Source organism: Halococcus morrhuae DSM 1307 (assembly GCF_000336695.1).
Taxonomy (GTDB): domain Archaea; phylum Halobacteriota; class Halobacteria; order Halobacteriales; family Halococcaceae; genus Halococcus; species Halococcus morrhuae.
In genome coordinates, this window is the sequence record NZ_AOMC01000015.1 from 58,695 (window position 1) to 81,171 (window position 22,477).

A 22,477-nucleotide genomic window follows, 5' to 3' on the forward strand; every position below is an offset into this window, starting at 1 on the left:
TGCTCATGGACACGAACGCGCTGATGATGCCCGTCGAATGCGACATGCGCGTCTTCGATGAGCTCGATCGGCTGCTCACCACGCCCGAACTCCTCGTGCCGCGGGCGGTGCTCGACGAGCTCGACGCGCTTTCGGGGAGCCACGGCGAGGAGGCCGTCGCGGCGAGCGTCGGGCGCGATCTGAGCGAGCGCTGTCGGCCGGTCGAACACGAGGCGACCGAGGCCGACGACGCCTGCGTCGAACTCGCCGGCGAGCGCTGCGAGCTGGTCTGTACGAACGACCGCCCGCTGCGCGAGCGGGTGCTCGAACGAGGTGTGCCGGTCATCGGACTGCGCGGTGAAAACACGCTAGCGATCACGGAGCCATAATGTACAAACGAGTTAGACTTACGGATACGGTGGAGGTACCGCCACAGCTGCTCGCGGACGTCTCCGCGGGGATGGTGAAACGACTGTTGCAGGACAAGCTCGAAGGGCGACTGGACGAGGAGGTCGGCAGCATCGTCAGCGTCACCGAGGTCCACGACATCGGCGACGGGCGCGTACCGCCCGGCCGGCGCGACCACGAGGGGTCGGTCTACTACGAGGCGGAGTTCGACGCCGTCACCTTCGACCCGCAGATGCAGGAGGTCATCGACGGCGAGGTCGTCGAGATCGTCAACTTCGGCGCGTTCGTCGGGATCGGCCCGATCGACGGCCTGCTCCACGTCTCACAGATCAGCGACGAGTATCTCGCCTACGACGAGGACGGCCAGATGCTCGCCTCGCGCGAGTCGGACCAGACCCTCGGCGTCGGTGATTCCGTGCGGGCACGCATCGTCACCAAGAGCATCGACGAGCGCAACCCCCGGGACTCGAAGATCGGTCTCACGGCGAAACAGGTCGGGCTCGGAAAACACGGCTGGCTCCGCGAGGAGCGCGAACCCGCGGCGGCGGGTGAGTGAGCATGGCGACCAGACGCGTCTGTCGCGAATGCCATCGCGTGCTCGACTCGCCCGACCAGCAGACCTGTCCGGCCTGCGGGTCGTCGAGTCTGACCGAGGACTGGGCGGGCTACGTGGTCATCTCCCACCCCGAAACCAGCGAGATCGCGAGCGAGATGCAGGTCACCGAGCCCGGTCGCTACGCGCTGAAGGTGCGCTAGCGTGGCCGGCGGCGAGGGCGGATCGGACGACCTCGACGTGTTGCTCACGCTGCCCGACGAGCTCCGCGGCGCGTTCAAAGACCCCCTCGGCCCGATCCACACCGACGCGAACCGCCTCCGTCCCGATCTCGGCGAGCCGGTGATCGCGGTCGGCGACGTCGTCACTCGCCACCTCACCCAAGCCGGCGTGCGCCCCGACCTCGCGATTCTGGACTGGGTGACCGAGCGCGAAGCCCTCTCCGAGAGCGAAAAACCAGATATCACGGGCTACGGCGGGCGCATCGACGTCGAGAACCCGGCGGCAGGACTCTCGGCAGCCCTCCTGCGCGCGCTCGGCTGCGGTATCGAGCGGGACGAAAAAACAGTCATCGTCGTCGACGGCGAGGAAGACCTGGCGACCGTCCCCGTACTCGCGGTCGCCCCCGACGGCGCGAGCGTCGTCTACGGCCAACCCGGCGAGGGGATGGTCCACGTCCCAGTCGATTCGGAGACACGGACGCATGCACGTGAACTGCTCGCGAAGATGGACGGCGACGAGGCGGTGCAGGACGCGCTCGGCGGGTTCTGACGGAGCGTTCGAGCGCCCACGAGTACATCCGATCGGGGAAATCGTTTTGTTCACCGTCGAACTATTGGTTGTATGAACCGTCGTCGGTCCGTTTCGTTCGTCCGTGACCTCGTGGTCGCGACGACGGTCGTCGTCGGGCTGTATGGGCTGGCATTCGTCGAATTTCAACCCGTTCAAATCCCCGGCTACTTCCTCATCGTGGGCTTCGATATGCTCGAAGCGACGTTTGGGTCCGCAGGCTCGAATTACGACGTGCTGTTTTACGCGTATCTGATCGGGTTGGGCATGGTCGGCGGTGGCCTCGGCCATTTCCTCCGCGCGTGGACGGACGACGAGGTTCCCAGCTGGCGACGTGGATGGCCGGCTGCTCCTCCTAGAACACGAGGACGCACCGTATCCGACGCTGCCCTACGGGAAGGTGGCTCCGTCGGACGGATGGGTAGCGACCACGCGGGCGACAGTCACGGATTCGACCGGTGTTGCAGTCACCGTCGACGGTGTGCACCGAGTGCGCCACCACACCTACCGATCCGAGACGGGCGAAGAGACGACGGGCTACGATGTCGTCGTCGCTGCGTCGCCCGACGGAGATGGCGACATCCCAGCAGAGTCGGGACAGGAGTGGATGCCGACGTGGCGCGACACAGCGACGCTCGATCTACCCGACGAGCCGGACAACGACGTGCTGAACGACATCCGACTGTTCGTGGACTGAAACGCGAGGCGACGCAACGAACCCTGGCGTCGGCTCCGTGACTCGAAATCCTTTTGGCTGCGACAGGAGGACTGTTGACCAACATGGATATCGAAATCACCCGAGAGGAGGAAAATCCCATGCTCCATCGGACCGACGTGCGCTTCGAGCTCATCCACGACGAGGAGACGCCGTCGCGGCTCTCCGTGCGCGACAGTCTCGCTGCGCGCCTCAACAAGGACGCCGAAGAGGTCGTCATCCACGAGCTCGACACGGCGTTCGGGATGCGCAAAACGCTCGGCTACGCGAAGGTCTACGACTCCGCCGACGACGCTCGCGAGGTCGAGCAGACCTACATGCTCGAACGCAACAAGATCGGCGTCGACGAGGAGGACGACGAGGCGAGCGCCGAGGCGGAGGAAGCCTGATGGCCCGCCACGAGCTCTACGACGAGGACGGCTCGACCGACCGCGAGCAGTGCCCCCGCTGTGGCGACGCCTTTCTCGCCGCCCACGACGACCGCGTGCACTGCGGGCGCTGTGGCTACACCGAGTGGGACTGAGGCGATGGACCGGACCGAGGCGAACCGCGCGGTAAAAACGCGACCGGCGACGAAGCCGTGAGCGACGGAACGGTCGTCCTCGGCATCGAGGGCACCGCGTGGGCGGCGAGCGCGGCGCTCTACGACACCGAGACCGACGAGGTATCGATCAGTTCTGACGCCTACCAGCCCGACAGCGGCGGCCTTCACCCGCGCGAGGCGGCCGAACACATGCGCGAGGCGATCCCGGCGGTCGTCGAGGACGTTCTCGACGGAGCCGATTCGATCGACGCCGTCGCCTTCTCGCGCGGGCCCGGTCTCGGTCCGTGTCTGCGCATCGCGGGGACGGCCGCCCGCGCGCTCGCGCTCTCGCTCGACGTGCCGCTCGTCGGCGTGAACCACATGCTCGCCCACGCCGAGATCGGTCGGCATCGATCGGGCTTCGATTCGCCCGTCTGTCTGAACGCCAGCGGCGCGAACGCCCACGTCCTGGCCTTCCGGAACGACCGCTATCGCGTGCTCGGCGAGACGATGGACACCGGGATCGGCAACGCGCTCGACAAGTTCACCCGCCACGTCGACTGGTCGCATCCCGGCGGGCCGAAGATCGAGCGCGCCGCCCGCGACGGCGAGTACGCCGAACTCCCCTACGTCGTCACCGGGATGGATTTCTCGTTTTCGGGCATCATGAGCGCTGCCAAGGAGGCCGTCGATGACGGGACGCGGATTGAGGACGTCTGTTTCTCCCTGCAGGAGACGACGTTCGCGATGCTCGCCGAGGTGGCCGAGCGGGCGCTCTCGCTGACGTCGAGCGCCGAGCTCGTCCTCGGGGGCGGAGTCGGGCAGAACCAGCGATTACAGGCGATGCTCGGCGAGATGTGCGAGGCCCGCGGCGTCGATTTCTTCGCGCCGGAGGCGCGTTTCCTGCGCGACAACGCCGGGATGATCGCCGTGCTCGGCGCGAAGATGCTCGCGGCGGGCGATACGATCGCGGTCGCAGATTCGCGGGTCGATTCCGGGTTCCGCCCCGATCAGGTGCCCGTGACGTGGCGCGAAGAGACGGAGGTACAGTGGGGCGAACGCTCGACCGAGGACACGTTGCAGGGGGCCGAAGCGCTGGTCGAGATCGATGGCGAGCGTGTGCGAAAGCGCCGCCTGCCGAAGTCGTATCGCCACCCGACGCTCGACGAGCGACTGCGCCGCGAGCGCGTCGTGCTCGAAGCGCGTCTCACGAGCGACGCGCGCCGGCAGGGGGTGCCGACGCCGCTCGTCCTGGACGTCGACACGGCAGAAACGGAGTTGACCGTCGAGTACGTCGGCGAGAGCGACCTCCGGGCGGTGCTCGACTCGAAAGAGGGGACGAGTTGCGTGCGCGACGTCGCCAGTCATCTCGCGACGCTGCACGAGGCGGGTATCGCCCACGGCGATCCGACGACGCGGAACGTCCGCGTGAGCGATTCTGGCGACGATCGGACCCATCTCATCGATTTCGGGCTCGGCCACTACACCGACGACGTCGAGGACCACGCGATGGACTGCCACGTCTTCGAGCAGTCGCTCGCGGGCACGGCAGCCGATCCCGAGTCGCTCCGCGAGGCGTTCGAGACTGCGTACGCCGAGGTGGGTGACGACGACGTGCAAGAGCGACTTCGCGCGATCGAGGGACGCGGGCGCTACCAGTAAATCACTTAACGGGGGCGGTCGTAGGGCAGGGCATGGCAGACGAACGACCACCGTCCGGCGAGATATTCGGCGTCCCGTACAACTTCGAGCGCCCGAGCCTCGGGCGGATGCTGTCGGCGTACTGGCAGCCCGACGAGGAGATGCTGGTGAAGAAGCCGTTCGGCGTCGGCTACACCCTCAATCTCGCCAACTGGCGGTCGTGGGTCGCACTCGCGGTCGTGGCCGTCCTGCTCGTCCAGGAGAACCGCGGCGAGAGCGAGAGCTACGAGGACGAGGAGGAAGAGCCGGTCGAAGTCATCGTCGACTGAAAGCCGGACCGACGGCTACTTTTCCGTGACTCGCCGAGAGCGGCCATGCTCCAGTACGTGACGACCAACGAGGGGAAGGTCCGCGAGGCGCGCGACTACATGGCCTGCGAGCAGTTCGACTTCGACTACACCGAGATCCAGAGCGACGACCTCGGCGCGATCGCCGCCCACGGCGCGCGCGAGGCCTACCGCGAGGCGGACGAACCGATCCTCGTCGACGATGCCGGACTGTTCGTCGACGTTCTAGACGGGTTTCCTGGCCCCTACTCATCGTACGTCGAGGACACCCTCGGTATCGAGCGTGTCCAAGAACTCGTCGCCCACGAAGAAAACCGACGGGCGGCCTTCCGCTGTGTGCTCGCCTACTGCGACGGCAAGGAGTTCGCGGCGAGCCCCGACCCGGTCGATCGAGACGACCGTGCGTTGGCGGCTGCGGGCGACGAAGACGATGAGAGCGACTCAGGGCTGCCCGTGAAGCTCTTTTCGGGCACCGTTCGCGGGCGGATCGTCCCGCCGCGCGGCGAGGGCGGGTTCGGCTACGATCCGATCTTCGAGCACGAAGGGACGACGATGGCCGAGATGGCTGTCGACGAGAAGAACGCCATCTCCCATCGCGGGCGTGCGTTGGCGAAGTTCGGCGAGTGGTATCACGAACGACAGGCGGCGCGAACGGAGTGAGGGCCGCCGGAGAGCGAACGGGGAGCACCGTGGGACCGTTGGTCCCACGAGCCGTGCGAACGGGCTCCGCCCGTGAGCGAAGCGAATGTCCCCTGAAAGGAAGAAAGGTTCAATTATTGACTGATTCCCCAATCGACTCCTTCGCTCACTTCGTTCGCTCAGTCATCCCTCGCGCGAGTCGCTTCGAATGGCGCTCGCTTCGCTCACGCCGCCCCCGCTCTCGCACCACCGCGTTATCATGGTGTGTCGTGCAGATCGAATCTGCACGACCGTTCGGTTTGATCATCTGCAGCCGCAATTGGAGATATGTACGTCCGCCCCGCAACCCGAACGGACCGCACCGCGTTGGCGGAGCTCCACACAGCTGCCGTGGAGGCATTCGGTCCCGACGGCTACGCTGAAGAACAGGTGGACGAATGGGCAGGAGCCGACGAACGCTCGCCGGAGGACTACTCGGTCGACGCCGCTGGCGAGCATTTCACCGTTGCCGTCAGAAAGGGTGCGGTCGCTGGCTTCGGCCACCTCGTTCTCGATGTACAGGAGGTTCACGCCGTCTACGTCCACCCCAACTATGCACGTCGCGGCGTCGGGAGTGCGCTGCTCGCCGAGTTGGAGGGGTATGCCCGCGGTCACGGCTGCACCGGACTCGCCCTCCAATCGTCGATGAACGCCGTCAGGTTCTACGAGCGAGCGGGCTACGAGCAGGTCGGCGAGGGTGAAAGCCCGGGCGGATTGGCCGTCGTCGAGATGGAAAAGGAGTTGTAGCTCACGCGCGCGGGTCGCGATCCGGACCAGGGTAGTCCCCGTCGACGATAGTGGGGTAGAGCGTTTCGGGGTCGAACAACCCACAGAACCCGGCGGGATGCTTGACGCTCGTGGCGACGTGCTCGCGGATGCGGACGCCGGTCTCGGCCGTGCGAAGCGACTCGTCGAACGAGAGCAGGTGGGCGGCGTCGCCCGCTGCCGCCGAGGCGAGTGCCGGCTGATCCTCAGGCGGGTGATCGACACGCACACGGAGATCGTCGATGCGCTCGCGCCAGTCGTCGGCGAGGGCTGGATCGGCGAGATGCACGATGACAGCGTGGGCGTCGGTGAGCAGCGGATCGCTCGCGACGAGCGAGATCCAGGAATGCGCGCGCACGAGATCCAGGGCGTTGCGAGCGTCCCCATCGCGGAGGAGGTCGGCCGCGAGCACGTCGGCGTCCGCGACGACGCGCGCCGGATCGGGTTCATCCACCGCGGCGCTCCTCGTTCGTCCGCTGCTCGGCGAGCGCGCTCTGGATTGTATCGATCGTCACGTCATGTTCGCTGGCGCGCTCGAACAGTTTCTCCCACGAGTCGGTCATAGGAGAACTCCGATCGCCGTCGGCAAAACGGCTTGCGCTCGATTCGGTGTTCGTCCGGACCCGCGGCCCGGAACGACTATTGCCACGACGGGCGAGCGGGAGAGCATGAGCATCGTCGTCATCTCGACTGGCGGCACGATCGCCTCGACCGAGGCAGCCGACGGCGCTGCCGCGCCCGATCTGACCGGCGAGGAGCTCGTCAGATCAATCCCGGAGCTGGGATCGATCGCCGACGTACGGACCCACGAGTTCGCGAACGTACCGAGCCCGCACCTGACGATCGACCGGATGCAGACGCTGTCGGCGCTGTGTGCCGAGTACGACGCCGACCCGTCGATCGACGGCATCGTCGTCACGCACGGCACCGATATTCTCGAAGAGACGGCATACTTCCTGGATCTGACTTACGGCGGCGAGACGCCGGTCGTGCTGACGGGCGCGATGCGAAATCCGTCGCTCGCGAGCCCCGACGGGCCGGGGAACCTGCTGGCGAGCGTTCGCACGGCGGCGAGCAATGGTGCACGCGACCGTGGCGTGCTGGTCTGTCTCGACGATCGCGTCCACACCGCGCGGGACGTGACGAAGACGAACACGATGGCGCTCGATAGCTTTCGCTCGCCCGAGTTCGGCCCGCTCGCGACCGTCGACAAGAGCCGCGTCGTCTGGCATCGCGCTATCGCGGGGGACACGCCGGTTTTCGACATCGCCGACGAGTCGCTGACGAACGACGTCCACGCCGTGACCGTCACGGCGGAGATGCCCGTGGCACAGCTCGACTGCGCCGAGGAAGCCGCCGGGCTCTGTCTCGCGACGACCGGCGCGGGCCACATCCCGGCGACGATCGTTCCCGCGCTGGAGAGGCTCCGCGATGCGGGCGTCCCGCTGGTCGCCACGAGCCGATGTCCCGAGGGGCGACTCGCGCGAGAGACCTACGGCTTCGAGGGAAGCGAGCGGACGCTCCAGGAACTCGGGATCTACTACGCGACACGGAATCTCCAGAAGACGCGCATCGCGACCGTCGTCGGGCTGGCCGCCGACGCGCTGGACGAACTGTTCGAGCGACCGGAGCGGTGAAAGAAGTCGGCGAGAGCGGGGTGGCCCGAACGTGTCGATCGAGGAGGGATACTGTTTTCGTCGAGCACTCCCCACCACCGGTGTGAGCACTGCTACCGACGACGGTCCGAACGGCCGCAAACGACCGCTCCGCTACGTGATGGGGCTCCTCTACATCGGTGCGGGCGTCCTGCATTTCGTCGCACCGAAGGTCTACGCGCGAGTCGTCCCGCCGCGATTTCCCAAACCGGTCGCGCTCGTCTATCTCTCCGGGATCGCCGAGATCGGCCTCGGAAGCGGCGTTCTGATCCAGCGGACACGGCGTCGCTCCGCGTGGGGGATCATCGCGCTGTTAGTTGCGGTCTTCCCGGCGAACGTCCACATGGCGACGAGCGACGTGGCGACCGATGCGATGCCCGACCGGATTGAGGGGATCGCGCGAGCGGCACTGTGGATTCGACTCCCGCTCCAAGGGGTCCTGATGCTCTGGGCGTGGTGGTACACGCGTTCGACCTCTGAGACGAGCGAGTGAGAGTGGAGTAGTTTTCAACCGTTCATGATCGTCCGAACGATCGCCCATCGATGTGGATCGCCATTCAGTATTGCAGTATAGGATTTATGTCTGGGTCGCACGGCGCTTTTACCCGCGGCAGGCCAAGGGCGACCGATGGTGCGCAACGTCGCAAGCGAGATGGCCGATCTCGACACGGAGGACTTCTATCTCCTCTCCGGCGTCGAGCAGGGGATGCGTTTCAGCGAGTGGGTCAACCGGGGGAAACTGCCCGACTTCGCCGATCTCACGCCGGAGAACGTCGACTATCATCTCGATCGCTGTGCCGATCGGGGGTTGCTCGAACGCCGGACCATCCAGTACGAGGGCTACAAGCTCACCTTCGAGGGCTACGACGCGCTCGCGCTCCACACGTTCGCCGAGCGCGGCACCATCGAGGGGATGGGTGCACCGCTCGGCGTCGGCAAGGAAAGCGACGTGTACGAGGTCGCCTCCTACACGCCGTTCGCGCTCAAGTTCCATCGCGAAGGCTACACCAATTTCAGGGAAGTGATGAAAGAGCGCGAGTACACCGCCGACCGCGAGCACGTCTCCTGGATGTACACCGCCCGCAAAGCCGCCGAACGCGAGTACGACGCGCTCGAAACGCTCTATCCCGAGGTGTCGGTCCCCAGACCGGTCGACCAGAACCGCCACGCGATCATCATGGAGAAACTCGCCGGCGTCGAGCTCTCGGCGGCGGCACTCGACGCCGAGCAGGCAGCTGGCGTCTGTGATCTCGTGTTGCAGGAGGTCGCGACGGCCTACGAGGCGGGTTACGTCCACGCCGACATGAGCGAGTACAACGTCTTCGTCGCGGACGACGGCGTGACCGTCTTCGACTGGCCACAGGCCGTCCCGACCGATCACGCGAACGCGACCGAGTTCCTCGAACGCGACGTCGAGAACCTGCTCGGCTACTTCACGCGGAAATATCCGAGCGCCATGCCGTCCGTCGACGCCGAACGGATCGCCGACGACATCATCGAGGGGACGTTCGAAAGCCTAGAGAAGGATTCATAAACTCCATGCGACGATAGCAATTGTGTCGGTTGCCGGCAGGCGACGATCATTCGGCCACTCGTGGGTCGACAACGAGGGAGACGATGTCCTGCACGAAATTGCCGAGCACGCCGACGAGCACGATCACCAGCGTGGTGCCGAGGATCACTGGCATGTCCCGTGACTGAATGGCGACGAGGCTCAATCCGCCGAGACCCTGAATTCCGAAAACATACTCGATGACGAAGACGTTCAGGACGACGATCCCGAGCATATCCGCGAAAAACAGCGACAGCAACGGGACGGCCGCGTTTCGCAGCAGATGCCGAGCGACTCGTCGGCTTCCCGCGCCCTTCGCCCGAACGAGTTTGATGAACTCCGCGTCGATGTATTCGAGCGACTGGGCACGCGCGTATCGGAGCTGTCCGGCGAGGAGGCTCGTTCCCAACACCGCGGCCGGAAACACCACCGTATAGAGAAACCCGTTCGTCCGTCCCGGCGCGCCCGATAGCAACCCGCCCACACCGATACCGGAGAGCACTACGACCTCCGCGAGCCAGAAATTCGGCAGGCTAAATCCAAGGTGGGCGACGCTCGTCCCGAGTCTGTCGACGAGCGTGTGCTGGCGCGTCGCCGTGTAGACGCCAATGCTGATGCCGACGACGACCGAGAACACGATCGCCGGAACGAGATATGACAGCGTGCGCGACACCGCGCTCATCACCAACGAAGTGACCGGTGTGCCCTCGGAATAGGACTGTCCGAACATCGTCCCCGTCCTCGTCGTCCCGAACGCCGTCCCGAGGTCGAGAGTCACAACGTCGCCCAACCAGTCGACGTAGCGCTCGCCGACCGGCTCGTCGAGGTTGCGCTGCTGCCTGTATTCGACCAATCGCTCCCATGCATCCGTCTGTTTCACCGGAATGTCTTCCTCCGCGGATTCCTCGGCGGCCGACCGCGCGAGCTGTCCGGTGTAGGGGTCAGACGTGGCCGCGACGAACGCGAAGACCAGCGAGACGACGAAAAACGCAGCGAGCACGGCGAACACCGCCCGGCGGGTGATCTGCCAGCGACGACTCACGCTGCTTCACCACCGCTCGTCGTCGGGTGTAGGACAGTTTGCTGGCGGCGCTGCAAGCCAAGTGGATACCGTCGTCGGCTCGATCGCAAACCGTGTGTGGAAAGTGCTGGACGGTACATCCTTCGATGCTGCTGCCGACCATGCTCCGGCGTGACATAAGTTTTCAGGCCTCATTCAGTCGTATCAGATTCTGTATGACATCCTGAAAGCTTATACTACCGTGGAAGCGAACATCGGAAACAAGTAGCATGGCGGTCGATTCCGATGCGAGCATCGACGCCCAGTTCGATGCCATCGATTGGGAGGAGTTGGGCGAGGAACGACCGGTGGTCGGACGACGAACCGGCGGCTTTCTCGTCGCGCTCGGACTGCTCGCGCTGCTGTTTCTCTACGATCGGTTCACCGGCTACGATCTGTCGATCGGTGCGTGGTACGCCCCCTCGCGGCTCGACTGGCTGTTCGTCCTCTCGCTGGTCGTCTTCGCCTTCGCCATCGTCGTTCCGGCCGTCCGCAACCGCGACCGAACGATGCAGTACTGGCGACGATTTCGCCGGAACAGGCTCGCTGTCGCGTGTGCGGCCTATCTGGCCGTCTTCTTCGTTCTCGGGACGGCCAGCCTGCTCGTGCTCGATCGCCCGACGACGAACATCCAGTACGCCAAACAGCCGGCGCTGTTTGCCACCGTCGAGGCGGGGACGGTCGCGATCAACTGCGCCGGCGACGTGACCGGAACGGCGGTCCAGCAGTACTGTCACGGCAGTCTCCAGTTCCCGTTCGGCACCAATTCGGTCGGCCAGAGCGTACTGGAACTGGTCGTGGCCGGGATGGGCGTGAGTCTGCTCGTCGCGCTCGTCACGTCGATGCTCATGGTGCCGATTGCGACGGCCGTCGGCACCGTCGCGGGCTACTTCGGCGGCTGGGTCGACGACGTGTTGATGCGTTACGTCGATATTCAGCAGACGGTGCCGGCGTTTCTCGTCTATATCGTCCTCGGATTCGTCTTCGGCCAGAGCCTGTTTCTCATCGTTCTCGTGTTCGGACTGCTCAGTTGGGGTGGTGTCGCCCGCTTGGTCCGCAGCGAAGTCACCCAGCGCCGTGAGGAACTCTACATCACCGCTGCCGAGAGCGCGGGCGCGAGCCGGTTGCAGATCATCCGCAGACACATCCTGCCGAACGTCTCTAGTACTGTTCTCACGGCCACGACGCGTCAGATCCCGCTGTTGATCCTCACCGAGGCGGCCATCTCGTTCATCGTCGTGCTGGGCGACGAGAACGTCCCGTCGTGGGGGCAGATGCTCACCGATCTGAACATGGAACTGTGGTGGGTGTGGGCGTTCCCACTGGCGTTTCTGGTTATCACCGTGTTCTCGTTCAGCGTCGTCGGCGACGCGCTCCGGGACACGCTCGACCCACGGGGGAACGCATGAACGAACCACTCCTCTCGGTGAACGATCTCCGAACCCACTTCGAGACGAGCGACGGCACGGTGCTGGCGGTCGATGGGGTGAGCTTCGCGGTCGAACGGGGCGAGACCGTCTGTCTGGTCGGCGAGAGCGGCTCCGGCAAGACCGTTGCCTGTGAATCGATCACCAAACTGCTGCCGATGCCGCCCGGCAAGCTCGTCGGCGGGCGAATCGACTTCGATGGACGCGACCTCACGGACTGCTCGCCCGGACAGCTCTCGGACGTGCGCGGTAAGCGTATCGCGCACGTCTTCCAGAACCCACAGGGTGCACTCGACCCCGTCTACTCCGTCGGTGCGCAACTCGTCGAAGCCATCCGCCTCCATCGGGACGTCTCGAAGCGTGCCGCCCGCGAGCGCGGGATCGAACTGCTCGACCGGGTCGGCATCCCGGAGGCGGCGGTGCGCTTCGACGAATACCCCCACGAATTCTCCGGCGGAATGAAACAGCGCGTCGTCATCGCGATGGCGCTCGCCGCCGAACCGGATCTATTGATCGCCGACGAGCCGACGACGGCGCTCGACGTGACGACCCAGGCAAGCATCCTTGATCTCTTGAACGATATCAAGGCCGAGCGTGACATGGCGATCCTGTTCGTCACCCACGACCTCGGCGTCGTCGCCGAGATGGCCGACCGCGTGGTCGTCATGTATGCGGGAAAGGTGATGGAACGGGGCGACGTCCACGACGTGTTCGAGACGCCAGCTCATCCCTACACTCAAGCGCTACTGCGCTGTCTGCCGGGACGTGGCGAACGCCGGGAGACGATCGGCGGGGGGTTCCCGAACCCGACCGACCCGCCGACCGGCTGTCGGTTCCATCCACGCTGCCCCCATGCCGTCGAGGATTGTATCGGCGGCGAGCAACCGGCCCTCGAACCCGCCAACAACAACGAAACGCATCGTGCTGCCTGCGTGTTCTACGACGAAGACCACGACACAGAGGTGGTACAGGAGAGCGCAGCCGACCGCGCGGCGCAACCGAGCGAACAGTCGAAACAGCAAACCGATGGCGGACACGCGACGGAAGGAGGAAACCGATGAGCGATGACACTCTCCTTTCGGTTCATGATCTCACGAAACACTACCCGATCACCGAGGGGCTGTTGGCCCGCGAGGTCGGCCGCGTACGCGCGGTCGATGGGATCAGTTTCGATATACGCCGCGGCGAGACGCTCGGTCTCGTCGGCGAATCCGGCTGTGGAAAATCCACTGCTGCACGGAGTCTGCTGCGACTCGAACCGCCCACCGATGGCGAGATCCGGTTCGACGGCGAGATCGTCGGCAACCAGACGGACGACGAACGCAAGCGCTTCCGCCGGCGGACGGGGATAATATTCCAGGACCCGACGTCGAGCTTCGACCCACGGCTGTCGATCGGCGAATCCGTGGCCGAGCCGCTGGCACTCCACGGATTGCGTGACCATGATCGCCGCCGGAGCCTCGTCGAAACGATGCTCGCCGAGGTCGGTCTCTCGGCTGACGACTACGACCGCTATCCGCACGAACTCTCCGGTGGGCAGAAACAGCGGGTCGCGCTCGCGCGGGCGCTGGTGTCGAACCCGGAGCTGTTGGTCGCCGACGAGCCGGTGTCGGCGCTCGACGTCTCCGTCGAAGCCGAGATCCTCGCGCTCATCGAACGCCTTCAGACGACGTTCGGGCTCTCGATCCTGCTGATCAGCCACGACATGAGCGTGGTGCGCGACGTCTGCGACCGCGTCGCGGTGATGTATCTCGGCGAGATCGTCGAACGGGGACCGACCGAGGCAGTCTTCGCCGATCCACAGCATCCCTACACCCGTGCGTTGCTCGCGTCGATGACGACGCCAGACCCCACCAGGCGTGGCGAGCGTGCGGAGCTTTCGGGCACGGTGCCCGATCCGGCGGATCCGCCGCCGGGCTGTCGATTTCACACCCGCTGTCCCGCAGTGATTCAGCCGCCGGACTACGACTTCGATCAGCAGGTGTGGCGCGGCATACTGGATCTCCGAATTGCGCTCCGGAATCGGACGCTCGATACCGAGCGGCTCCGCACACGACTCGTCACCGAAGGGGATGCCGAACACGCCGACGAAATATCGGGGGCGGAGCTGCGAACGGCGATCCGTGCGGCTCACGACATCCCGGACGAACTGCACGACGCGAACGCCGAGCAGGTGCTGTCGGCTGCGCTCGCGGAGATCGTCGCCGGCGAGCTGGCGACTGCCGAAGAACGCCTCAACGAATCGTTCGCGACGATCTGTTGCCGAGAACAGCCCGCGCTCGAAGAAACCGAGGCCGGACACCGAGCGGCGTGTCATCTCCACGATGTGGGCGGCGAGTCGTCCACGGCCGAGTCAGTGCTCTCCGGGCAGCAGAACGGATGATGATCGTCCTCGCCTGCCTCAACGATTACCGTCGAGCACCTTCGCAGCCGTTAGGACGGGATCCCATGTCGTGTTGAACGGCGGCGCGTACGCGAGATCGTAGTTCGAGAGTTCGCCGAGACCGATGCCCTCGGTGACGGCACCGACGAGCGCATGGCTCCGATGGACCGCACCCTCGCCGTATTCGGCGACGAGGCTGCCACCGAGCACGCGCCCGGAATCGCGATCGGCGGTGAGTGTCACCCCGACCGTGCTCCCACCGGGATAGTAGCCGGCGCGCGATTTCGCGTCGATAGTCTCGGTGATGGGATCGAATCCGACGCGACGAGCCCTTTGATGATCAAGAACACCTGTCCGGGCAGCTTCCCGATCAAAGGCCTTGACGGCTGCCGTCCCCGCGATACCGCCGCCTTCGGTCGGTGTGCCCGCGACCGTTCGACCGACCGCTCGGCCGTGTCGGTTGGCCGTCAACGCGAGCGGAACGTACGCCGGTTCACCGGTGACGACATGTTCGGCCTCCGCGCAGTCGCCCGCCGCGTAAATGTCAGGGTGGCTCGTCTCCCGGTAGGCATCAGCTGCGATAGCGCCCGTCGCGCCCAGTTCGATGCCGGCGTCCTCGGCGAGATCGGTACGCGGGCTGACACCGGTCCCAACAAGCACCATCTCGACGGGCGTTCGTCCGTCGACGGTCACGACCGCTTCGACCCCATCACCACCAGCGAGTGCTTCGACTTCCGCGTTCAGGTTCACCGCGACGTCCTGCTCGCCGAGATGATCGAGGATCGCGTCACTCGTCGCCTCGCTGAACGACTTCAGGATGCGCTCGCCACGCTGGAACAGATGTACCTCGAAGCCGTTGCCGGCCAGCGCCTCGGCCATCTCGATACCGATATAACCGCCGCCGACGATGCCGACGGGACCGTTACAGTCGTCGAGAAATCGACAGGCTGGCCCGCTGTCAGGCTGGTTGAGGGTTCCCTCGGTTCGTGCCCGGCCGACGTACTCACGGAGATCCTTACCGTCGGACATCGAGCTGAGCGTGTAGACGCCATCCCTGTCGAGACCATCGATCGGGGGTTCGACGGCCGCGGCACCGGTCGAAACGAGCAGGTGGTCATACTCAACGACGACCTCGCTCTCCCCACGAGCAGTGACAGTCCGATCGTTCGGGTCGATGGCGACGACCTCGTGGCTCATCCGGAGGTCGATATCGCGCTGTTCGCGGAACTCCTCGGGCGTGATCGAGACGAGGTCCTCCAAGGACTGTATCTCGCCCTTGACGTAGTAAGGAAGGCCACAGGCACCATAGGAGACCCACTCACCGGCCTCGAAAACGATTACATCGAGATCGGGATCGTCGCGTTTGGCCTTGCTTGCCGCGGACATGCCGGCCGCATCGCCACCGATGATGACGAACGTGCTCACACGAGAGATTCGGCGGCGGACAGTATATACTGTCGGGCAGAGACATCTAACGATCCAAGTACAGAAGCCCACTGCAATGAGTGTCCCTTCATAGTGATATTTTCCAGCTGTTTCCGTTCGATAGTATGCTGCTGGTCAGACAAGGGGGTGAACCCACCGTTACGGACCGGTGATGGCCGTGGATTTCGGTCGAGCGGCCCAGCCGACCGGCGTGATCAGTCGTGGTGGCCGTCGGCGTCGCTCCAGACGTCGACGTCGGTGAGTCGGAGCTCACCGTTGGCCTGCCACGTGCGCGGCCGGCATGCGACCAACGTTGCGCCGACGAAGAAGACGGCGACGGCGGCACTCACAGCGAGTCCTGGAACGTCTCCGATCGACGCGCTGGCGGGCCACGGCGTCCCGTGCATGAACGCGGTGATGCGGACCAGCCAGGCGACGAGCAGGACAGTCAACAAGGGGAGGTAGATGCGGCGGAGCCGGTGGGCGAGCGCTTCCTCGAAGGAGATCTTGATGCGTGGTGTGCGGTAGTCCTCGCTGAGTTCGCGCCGCCAGTGGGGATCGTCGATCTCCTGCGAGGGATCGAGCGCGTTCGCGAAGACGTTCGCCTGTAACAGGCGCACGCGCGAGCGCCAGAGGTCGTAGCCACGGTAGCGGCGGGCCTCGATCACGAGGAAGACCGTCAGCATCACCATACCAACGAGGAGGATGTAGTGAGGGTTGTCGCTCGTGAACGTCCAGGTCAGGATCGCCGCCATGATCGTGACCGCCCAGTTGGTGGTGCGATCGAGGCGCTCACGCCAGAACGTCATCCGGTGGACTTCCCCACGGTAGAGATGGGCCATCGACGAACCGGGACCCATCCCCTCCTCGAACATCCCGCGGCCGATGTGGCGCTCGCTCTCGCCGGTCGGATCGAACGGCTCGCTCCTGCTCACGGATCCCACCCCGTCGACGATCGGTCGCGATCGGTCAGTGTCCCGTCACGCCATCGGTTCGCGTGTCGCTCGTGGTTCGTCGTCATCGGTCAATCACGTAATCGGTATCGAACATCGCGTCGCCGGTAGTTCGGTTCGATCGGTGCGTCGCCCTATCGAACTGTTCCGGATAAGACTTGCCATACGATGGAGCGCGCGTAGCGATATCGGGTCGATAATGAGGATCGTCATCAACTATTCGTGCACGAGTGGGACAGAGATGCATGGTCGCAAGTGACGTACGGGCTCGACAACTAGTCGTGTGAACGACAGGTTCCCAGCCAATCAGTCGGCGGCTAGCCGAGGAGTGCACCATCCGGGAGATAGCCGAGCGAGCGCAACGTGTACCAAGTGACGTACAGCCCGATAAGCACGAACGCGGCGCTGCCGACCGTCCGGACCGGGGCAGCGTAGCGCCCGAGCGAGAGCGACCCCTCCATGAGACTGGCGACGACACTCAACCCGACCATCAGCGTTCCCATCCCGGCGGCGAAGGCGGCGAAGACCGCCAGTCCCGAGAGGAAACTCCCCGTGAAAAACGACGAGAGCACGACGCCCAGAAACACCGGGAGGTTGCAGGCAAGGCTCCCGATGCCGTAGAGCAGGCCGAAGGTGAAGAACTCCGAGTCGGACACCTCGCCGCGCTCGGGGAGTTCGATGGCGCGGAGCGGCGAGATACCGTAACGGTAGGCGATGCCGAGCGCCACCAGCAACGGTCCGACGAGCAGCTGGAGCGACGTGAGATACGGGCGCACCCACTGACCGACGACGAGCACGATCCCGCCGACGAGCAAGTATAGCAGGACGATGCCGAGGGTGGCGATCCCACCGATGCGGAGCCCACGAATCGCGCCGCGGCGACCGGTCGCGACGACCGACAGCCCCGTGCCGAGGAACACCGCCGCCACCGGCGGGAGATAGCTGCCAGTGCCGAGTTTCGCCAGCGGGACGACGATCTCGTAACCGGGCAACAGCAGGCGGATCCCCGCCGTCGCCATGTAGAACAAGGGGATCGCCCCGGCGAGAAAGAGCAGGACGCCGTTCGCGAGCAACAGCTGTCGCGCGAAACTTCCCGAGTCGCCGTTCGTCGTGGTCCGGTTCGCGGAAGCAGGCGGTCCGTCGTCGTGGGTGAAGTAGTAGGTCAGATACGCGGGCAGGAGGCCGACGCTACACGGTGCGAAGAACATCAACACGCCCGCCGCGTACGCCGCCGTCAGTAGGGACGGCTGGTCGATCGTGACCATCTCAACTCACCCGACAGTTCCGTGGATCGCCCGAACGTGCGAGGAAGAAGAGCAGCAGGACGATCCCAGCCAGTCGGAGGAGATTGCCGCCGAACGGCATCGCGGCGAGTGCGCCGGCAAACCCCAACAGGCCGAGCACGCCCGCCCCGCAGCTCGCACAGCCCGAGGCGAGCAGGCCCGGCACGACGCCGAGCAGGTCGCGCACGCCCGAGACGTCCTGCAGCCGGAGCTGTGTCGCCACGTTCGTCAGCGCGACGCCCGTGAGCACCGCGTAGGCGACGACGAGCCCCAGTCCGAACGGGCCGATCGAGGCGTACGTGTTCGCCGTCAACGCGAGCACCGCATCGTCGAGATAGCCGAGATCGGCCCCGAGCATCTGTGCGGAGTACGCGGGAAACGAGCTCAACACGAGCCCGACGTACGTCACGACCGCAACCACCGCTGCACCGAGCGCCCGGCGGTTCGTCGTCAGCGGGAAGGACAGCGCTGCCACGAGGCCGCCGTCAGCGCCGGTCGAACGTTCGACGCTCATGCTCTCCACTCTCGTCGATCGATCACGAGTTCTTCACCTGTTCGATGGCGGATTCGAACTGATCGTACGGCTGTGCGCCGACGATCTTCCCGCCCTTTTCGGACTGGCGATTGTAGACGATGAACCCCGGCGTGCCGCTGATGTCGAGGGCGCGTGCGCGCTGACTATCCGTCTCGATGTTCTTCTCGATCGAGTTGCGATTCCGTGTCAGATACTGTTCGACGCCATCGGCCGAGACGCCGTCGACATCGCGCGTGACGTCGAGCAGGCTCGCCTTCGAGGCCCACCCGGAGTTCTCCTCCCCCTGTGCCTCGAAGACTGCCGAGTGCCATCGCCAGTAGGCATTGGGGTTCGATCCCTCGACTTCGCGCCAGACACACTGGTTCATCACGGCGGCCGTCATCGAGTTCGCGCCGAGATAGGGGAACTCGATGAAGATCACGCGGACGTCGCCGGTGACGACGTGGTTCTCGATGAGTTTCGGCAGCGTGTCGCTCTCGAAGCGTGCACAGAACGGACACTGATACTCGCTCCAGTAGTAGAGCGAAACCGGCGCATCGAGCGCTCCCATGACCGGCTGGCCGTCGAGTTCGATATCGTAGGCACCCGTCCCGGTCGTCGCGTGCATCTCGGCCGCAGCGGTGCCGCCGGAGCCACCCGCATCGAGCGTCGAGGCACCGTACACTACGCCACCGCCGACGGCAACCGTCGCGAGACCGCCGAGTATCGTCCGTCGCGTGAGTCGCGAATCGTCCATTATCGGACGAGCGGCGAGGCCAGAGCCGCGTTGTCGATCACGGACCCATCGCTCGCCGGGCCGTGTCGTGTGGGTTCGTTCGCCGCTCGTTGCCGTGGGGACCGCTCCGCGCGCCGGTCGTCGGAGCGACCGAACGCGACGGCGGGGGTAGCCACGCTCACGGTCGCCTAGTCGTGGCCGATCACGTAAATACGCGGGCTCTTCGCCCCGAGCTGACGGATCGCTACCACGATGCGTGGTCCCATAGCCACCTGGCTGAGCCCGTCAACGTGCGAACGAGGATGAAACACGAACCGGCCGGCGCATCGAAACCGGGATAGGCGGGACGCGACGATGAAAGGACGTGACGCAGTGGGTCGAGAACCCGACCGGCGGGCGTGACAGGGGGCCGATAGCGCTCGCGCGGGCGTGGCTCGAAGTGCTGGTGCGCCCACGACGGTTTTTCGCCACCGGGGTCGCGCCGGGCGATCAGGCTCCCGGGCTCGCGTTCGTCATGGTCGTGGTCGCCATCGAGGAGGCGACCCGCTTCGCGCTCGTTCCGGGTTCCTATCCGGTACTCGCCGATCAGCGGCTCGCCTCGGGGCTGCTCGCACTGCTCATCGCCGTCGGGTTCGTCGCGCCGCTCGCTCTCCATCTCGCAGCAGCCATCGAGACGCTCGCGCTCATTCCATTCGCCAACGACAAGCGGGTCGTTTTCGGCATTCTCGTACTCCTCATCGCCATCGGCCTTATTTCGCCGACTGCACTTCCCTTCGCAGTAGTGGCCGGAGTGCTCATACTACTTCCACTCGGCGACGACGACCGCGCCGGCGTCAGCGAAACCGTGCAGGTCATCGCCTATGCAAGCGCCCCCTGCGTGCTCGCTGGCGTTCCGATCCCCGGGCTCAGGATCGCCTGCGCGCTGTACGGAGCAGCACTACTCGTTGTCGGTACAAGCGAGGTCCACGAGATCGGTCTCGGGCGCGCCGCACTCGCGGCGGCCGTGCCCGCGGTCTTCGTCTTCGGCTATGCCTTCCGGGCGGTTGCGGCCGGAACAGCACTATTGCCGTAGTCGGCGGACACAGTGCGATCGTTAACTGAGCCGACACAGCAAGGGATTTCGGACCGACAGGATGACTGTTCGGCGTATCCGAGCGAGATCGATTTTCGATTTCGTCACAAGCGAGCGGCCCCGACCCATACCCTTTATAAATGATTCGATAGTAGTGGTGTTTAGATAACCAATAGAATCTCAATCCCGCCATTTCATCCGTCTACAGTCGTTTCGCGCTGACGATCACCTCGGAAAGTGATGCTGCAGCCGTGTTTTTATGTCAAAAACTGGGTTCTGTCCGCTATCAAGCCCTGCTTGATGGATATCAAGCCGAGCGTGATGGTGTATCAAGCGGCCCAATACTACGGGGATAGCGCTGGAGGTGGTAGCTGTACCCCGCCGGCCGTCCAGCGGTCGCGGGACAAGACACACCAATGCGTTTGCCACAAGGAAAACTGCTCGCGCTGATCGCGCTGGTGGTCGCCGCCTCGATGGTGATGGCCACCGGCGCGTTCAGCAGCGTCACGGCCGACAGGAGCACCGATGTCGAAGTCGTTGGCGACCAGGAGGCGTTTCTCGCGCTCGAACAGGGATCGGGACCGAACGGACAGAAATACGCCACCACCAACAACGGCCGGCTGGCGGTGAACCTCGACGGCGATGCGAAGGTCAACGGCCAGGGCGTCAACCCGAGTGCGAAGACCTCCTTCGACGACGTGTTTACGATCACCAACAAGGGCAGCCAGTCGGTCGATATCCGTATCCAGGACAGCTCCGACGCCGTGACCTTCTACAAGGGTGGCGATCCGACCAGTTCCCTCGAATCGGCGGGCAGCTCCCTCGGCGTCGGCAGCTCCGTCAAGGTCGGTATCATGGTCGACACCACTTCTGGGGCCTCTCAAGGGAATCTCATCGAGGCCATCACCGTCCACGCCAAAGCTCCCAACTCCGGACAGGCCCCCGGCGCTGACGGCAAGCCACAGGATCCGAGCTAACCCCGACGATCGATCACCGTCTCGTGACCACGCGAGGCGCGTGACGACCCAGAATTTACGGGAGAATCAACGCGGCTCGACGCCACACACCACGATCCCGACTCGATGTCGAGAACGCCCCTGTCCACGACCGAACGCCCGCGGATCGAGCCACTGCTCCGTGCAAGAGGTCGAACATGAAACGGGCGCGCAAGCTCGGCACTGTAGTGCTGGCGCTGGCGGTGGTGCTCGCCGCCGTACATGCCACCGGTGCGTTCAGTTCGACGAGCGCCGAGCGGTCAGCGGATGTAAACGTCGCGGGTGATGCCTCCGCATTTCTCGCACTCGAAAAGTCCGAGGGACCCAACGGACAGTTCGCTTCCTATGGTTCGGACGGTGCGCTGCAGGTGACAATGGGCGAGGGCAGCCGCGGTGTCAATCCCGGTAGTCGAACCTCATTCCAGAACGTCTTCACGATCTCGAATAAAGGCGCACAGCCCGTGAGCGTCTGGTTCGCCGGTGGCAGCAAGGCCGTAACCTTCGTCGGATCCGACGGCAACCCCATCGAAAGCAAGGGTGGAGCGGTCACGCTTCGACCCGGCGGGCAGTCGCTGCACGTCGGACTGCTTATCGACTCTCGCGGCGTTGAGCCCGGCAAGAACCTGCTCCAGTCGGTCGAAGTTCGGACCGAATCCAGCGAGAAGTCACAAGCCAACTCCATCGAGAACGTGAACAACGGTAACGGCAATGGTGGAGTGGGGAGCGGCAACGGCAGCAACACCCGAAGCGGGAACGCCGGTAACGGGTGGTCCGACAACGAGGAGACGGTCAACGATAATAAGGATAGAGCCTGTCCAAGAAACATCGGCAGGGAAATCAGATTCTACGGGTGCTGAGGTCACATGACGTAGATTTTATCTAGCGGAAACTCCTGTATAGCGTAAGGATCCACACGTGACGTCTAACTTTATCCAATACGACCAAGATCAGCAACACCTCCTGCCGAAGAACGTCGCGGAGTGGGTCGAAGACGATAGCCTCGAACGCTACGTTTCCGACGTTA

General features: G+C 64.8%; 27 protein-coding genes. 20 read left to right on the forward strand and 7 right to left on the reverse strand.

Going from position 1 to position 22,477, the window contains the following annotated elements; genetic code table 11:
• Positions 1 to 5: 5 nt before the first annotated feature.
• The 11 genes from C448_RS00975 (at position 6) to C448_RS01025 (ending at position 6,380) form a co-directional block, all read left to right on the forward strand.
• A complete protein-coding gene (locus tag C448_RS00975) occupies positions 6 to 368 on the forward strand; it encodes a PIN domain-containing protein (RefSeq protein WP_193363101.1) in 363 nt (120 codons plus the stop codon).
• Positions 368 to 943: a DNA-directed RNA polymerase gene (locus tag C448_RS00980; protein WP_004051246.1), complete on the forward strand. Its 576-nt coding sequence runs from the start codon at positions 368 to 370 to the stop codon at positions 941 to 943. The genes C448_RS00975 and C448_RS00980 overlap by 1 nt, the downstream gene beginning before the upstream one ends.
• A gap of 2 nt (positions 944 to 945) precedes the next feature.
• The gene (gene spt4, locus C448_RS00985) at positions 946 to 1,143 is read left to right on the forward strand and encodes a transcription elongation factor subunit Spt4 (RefSeq protein ID WP_004051249.1); all 198 of its coding nucleotides are present in this window, start codon (positions 946 to 948) and stop codon (positions 1,141 to 1,143) included.
• A 1-nt stretch (position 1,144) separates the two neighbouring features.
• Positions 1,145 to 1,711, forward strand: coding sequence for a GTP-dependent dephospho-CoA kinase family protein (locus C448_RS00990; RefSeq protein ID WP_004051251.1), 567 nt, complete (start codon positions 1,145 to 1,147; stop codon positions 1,709 to 1,711).
• Positions 1,712 to 2,063: 352 nt separating this feature from the next.
• Positions 2,064 to 2,426 (forward strand): NUDIX hydrolase, encoded by a 363-nt coding sequence (locus C448_RS00995; RefSeq protein ID WP_004051253.1) that lies wholly within the window; start codon positions 2,064 to 2,066, stop codon positions 2,424 to 2,426.
• Positions 2,427 to 2,509: 83 nt separating this feature from the next.
• Positions 2,510 to 2,833: a 30S ribosomal protein S24e gene (locus C448_RS01000; protein WP_004051255.1), complete on the forward strand. Its 324-nt coding sequence runs from the start codon at positions 2,510 to 2,512 to the stop codon at positions 2,831 to 2,833.
• Positions 2,833 to 2,967 (forward strand): 30S ribosomal protein S27ae, encoded by a 135-nt coding sequence (locus C448_RS01005; protein WP_004051257.1) that lies wholly within the window; start codon positions 2,833 to 2,835, stop codon positions 2,965 to 2,967. Before C448_RS01000 ends, C448_RS01005 begins: the two co-directional genes overlap by 1 nt.
• Before the next feature lie 57 nt (positions 2,968 to 3,024).
• Positions 3,025 to 4,629, forward strand: a complete 1,605-nt coding sequence (locus C448_RS01010) for a bifunctional N(6)-L-threonylcarbamoyladenine synthase/serine/threonine protein kinase (protein WP_004051259.1) — start codon at positions 3,025 to 3,027, stop codon at positions 4,627 to 4,629.
• Between the two features lie 32 nt (positions 4,630 to 4,661).
• Complete coding sequence (locus C448_RS01015) at positions 4,662 to 4,937, forward strand: DUF5808 domain-containing protein (RefSeq protein WP_004051262.1); 276 nt, start codon at positions 4,662 to 4,664, stop codon at positions 4,935 to 4,937.
• A 45-nt stretch (positions 4,938 to 4,982) separates the two neighbouring features.
• Positions 4,983 to 5,615, forward strand: coding sequence for a non-canonical purine NTP pyrophosphatase (locus tag C448_RS01020; protein WP_004051263.1), 633 nt, complete (start codon positions 4,983 to 4,985; stop codon positions 5,613 to 5,615).
• A 306-nt stretch (positions 5,616 to 5,921) separates the two neighbouring features.
• Positions 5,922 to 6,380 (forward strand): GNAT family N-acetyltransferase, encoded by a 459-nt coding sequence (locus tag C448_RS01025; RefSeq protein WP_004051265.1) that lies wholly within the window; start codon positions 5,922 to 5,924, stop codon positions 6,378 to 6,380.
• Position 6,381: 1 nt separating this feature from the next.
• Here C448_RS01025 and C448_RS01030 read toward each other — a convergent pair whose 3' ends face one another.
• Positions 6,382 to 6,852: a DUF7384 family protein gene (locus C448_RS01030; RefSeq protein ID WP_004051267.1), complete on the reverse strand. Its 471-nt coding sequence runs from the start codon at positions 6,850 to 6,852 to the stop codon at positions 6,382 to 6,384.
• A 214-nt stretch (positions 6,853 to 7,066) separates the two neighbouring features.
• Here C448_RS01030 and C448_RS01035 point away from each other — a divergent pair, with 214 nt between their 5' ends.
• The 3 genes from C448_RS01035 (at position 7,067) to C448_RS01045 (ending at position 9,587) form a co-directional block, all read left to right on the forward strand.
• Positions 7,067 to 8,035 carry an asparaginase gene (locus C448_RS01035; RefSeq protein WP_004051268.1) on the forward strand — a complete coding sequence of 323 codons (969 nt, stop codon included), beginning with the start codon at positions 7,067 to 7,069 and terminating at the stop codon, positions 8,033 to 8,035.
• Between the two features lie 82 nt (positions 8,036 to 8,117).
• Positions 8,118 to 8,546: a DoxX family protein gene (locus C448_RS01040; RefSeq protein ID WP_049915997.1), complete on the forward strand. Its 429-nt coding sequence runs from the start codon at positions 8,118 to 8,120 to the stop codon at positions 8,544 to 8,546.
• Positions 8,547 to 8,681: 135 nt separating this feature from the next.
• Complete coding sequence (locus C448_RS01045; RefSeq protein WP_004051270.1) at positions 8,682 to 9,587, forward strand: serine/threonine-protein kinase RIO2; 906 nt, start codon at positions 8,682 to 8,684, stop codon at positions 9,585 to 9,587.
• 46 nt (positions 9,588 to 9,633) lie between these two features.
• Here the strand turns inward: C448_RS01045 and C448_RS01050 are convergent, their stop codons facing one another.
• Positions 9,634 to 10,647, reverse strand: a complete 1,014-nt coding sequence (locus C448_RS01050; protein ID WP_004051271.1) for an ABC transporter permease — start codon at positions 10,645 to 10,647, stop codon at positions 9,634 to 9,636.
• Positions 10,648 to 10,895: 248 nt separating this feature from the next.
• Here C448_RS01050 and C448_RS01055 point away from each other — a divergent pair, with 248 nt between their 5' ends.
• Genes C448_RS01055 through C448_RS01065 form a run of 3 tightly spaced genes read left to right on the forward strand, consistent with a single transcriptional unit; the run spans position 10,896 to position 14,475 of the window.
• Complete coding sequence (locus tag C448_RS01055; protein WP_004051272.1) at positions 10,896 to 12,074, forward strand: ABC transporter permease; 1,179 nt, start codon at positions 10,896 to 10,898, stop codon at positions 12,072 to 12,074.
• A complete protein-coding gene (locus tag C448_RS01060) occupies positions 12,071 to 13,153 on the forward strand; it encodes an ABC transporter ATP-binding protein (protein WP_004051273.1) in 1,083 nt (360 codons plus the stop codon). Before C448_RS01055 ends, C448_RS01060 begins: the two co-directional genes overlap by 4 nt.
• A complete protein-coding gene (locus tag C448_RS01065) occupies positions 13,150 to 14,475 on the forward strand; it encodes an ABC transporter ATP-binding protein (RefSeq protein ID WP_004051274.1) in 1,326 nt (441 codons plus the stop codon). Before C448_RS01060 ends, C448_RS01065 begins: the two co-directional genes overlap by 4 nt.
• Before the next feature lie 18 nt (positions 14,476 to 14,493).
• On the opposite strand, the gene C448_RS01070 is transcribed toward C448_RS01065, so the two are convergent.
• The 5 genes from C448_RS01070 to C448_RS01090 form a co-directional block, all read right to left on the reverse strand.
• Entirely contained in the window at positions 14,494 to 15,900 is a 1,407-nt protein-coding gene (locus tag C448_RS01070; RefSeq protein WP_004051275.1) for an FAD-dependent oxidoreductase, read from the reverse strand.
• 215 nt (positions 15,901 to 16,115) lie between these two features.
• Positions 16,116 to 16,835: a DUF2270 domain-containing protein gene (locus C448_RS01075; RefSeq protein ID WP_004051276.1), complete on the reverse strand. Its 720-nt coding sequence runs from the start codon at positions 16,833 to 16,835 to the stop codon at positions 16,116 to 16,118.
• 335 nt (positions 16,836 to 17,170) lie between these two features.
• Positions 17,171 to 18,118 (reverse strand): cytochrome c biogenesis CcdA family protein, encoded by a 948-nt coding sequence (locus tag C448_RS01080; RefSeq protein ID WP_004051277.1) that lies wholly within the window; start codon positions 18,116 to 18,118, stop codon positions 17,171 to 17,173.
• Between the two features lies 1 nt (position 18,119).
• Positions 18,120 to 18,650: a hypothetical protein gene (locus tag C448_RS01085; protein ID WP_004051278.1), complete on the reverse strand. Its 531-nt coding sequence runs from the start codon at positions 18,648 to 18,650 to the stop codon at positions 18,120 to 18,122.
• 22 nt (positions 18,651 to 18,672) lie between these two features.
• Positions 18,673 to 19,407, reverse strand: a complete 735-nt coding sequence (locus tag C448_RS01090) for a DsbA family protein (protein WP_004051279.1) — start codon at positions 19,405 to 19,407, stop codon at positions 18,673 to 18,675.
• Between the two features lie 343 nt (positions 19,408 to 19,750).
• On the opposite strand from C448_RS01090, the gene C448_RS01095 reads away from it, so the two are divergent.
• The 3 genes from C448_RS01095 to C448_RS01105 all read left to right on the forward strand — a co-directional run bounded on the left by C448_RS01095 (position 19,751) and on the right by C448_RS01105 (position 22,310).
• Positions 19,751 to 20,458 (forward strand): hypothetical protein, encoded by a 708-nt coding sequence (locus C448_RS01095; protein ID WP_004051280.1) that lies wholly within the window; start codon positions 19,751 to 19,753, stop codon positions 20,456 to 20,458.
• Between the two features lie 416 nt (positions 20,459 to 20,874).
• Positions 20,875 to 21,435: a DUF1102 domain-containing protein gene (locus C448_RS01100; protein WP_004051281.1), complete on the forward strand. Its 561-nt coding sequence runs from the start codon at positions 20,875 to 20,877 to the stop codon at positions 21,433 to 21,435.
• Positions 21,436 to 21,611: 176 nt separating this feature from the next.
• Positions 21,612 to 22,310, forward strand: coding sequence for a hypothetical protein (locus C448_RS01105; protein ID WP_004051282.1), 699 nt, complete (start codon positions 21,612 to 21,614; stop codon positions 22,308 to 22,310).
• The last annotated feature ends 167 nt before the right edge of the window (positions 22,311 to 22,477 follow it).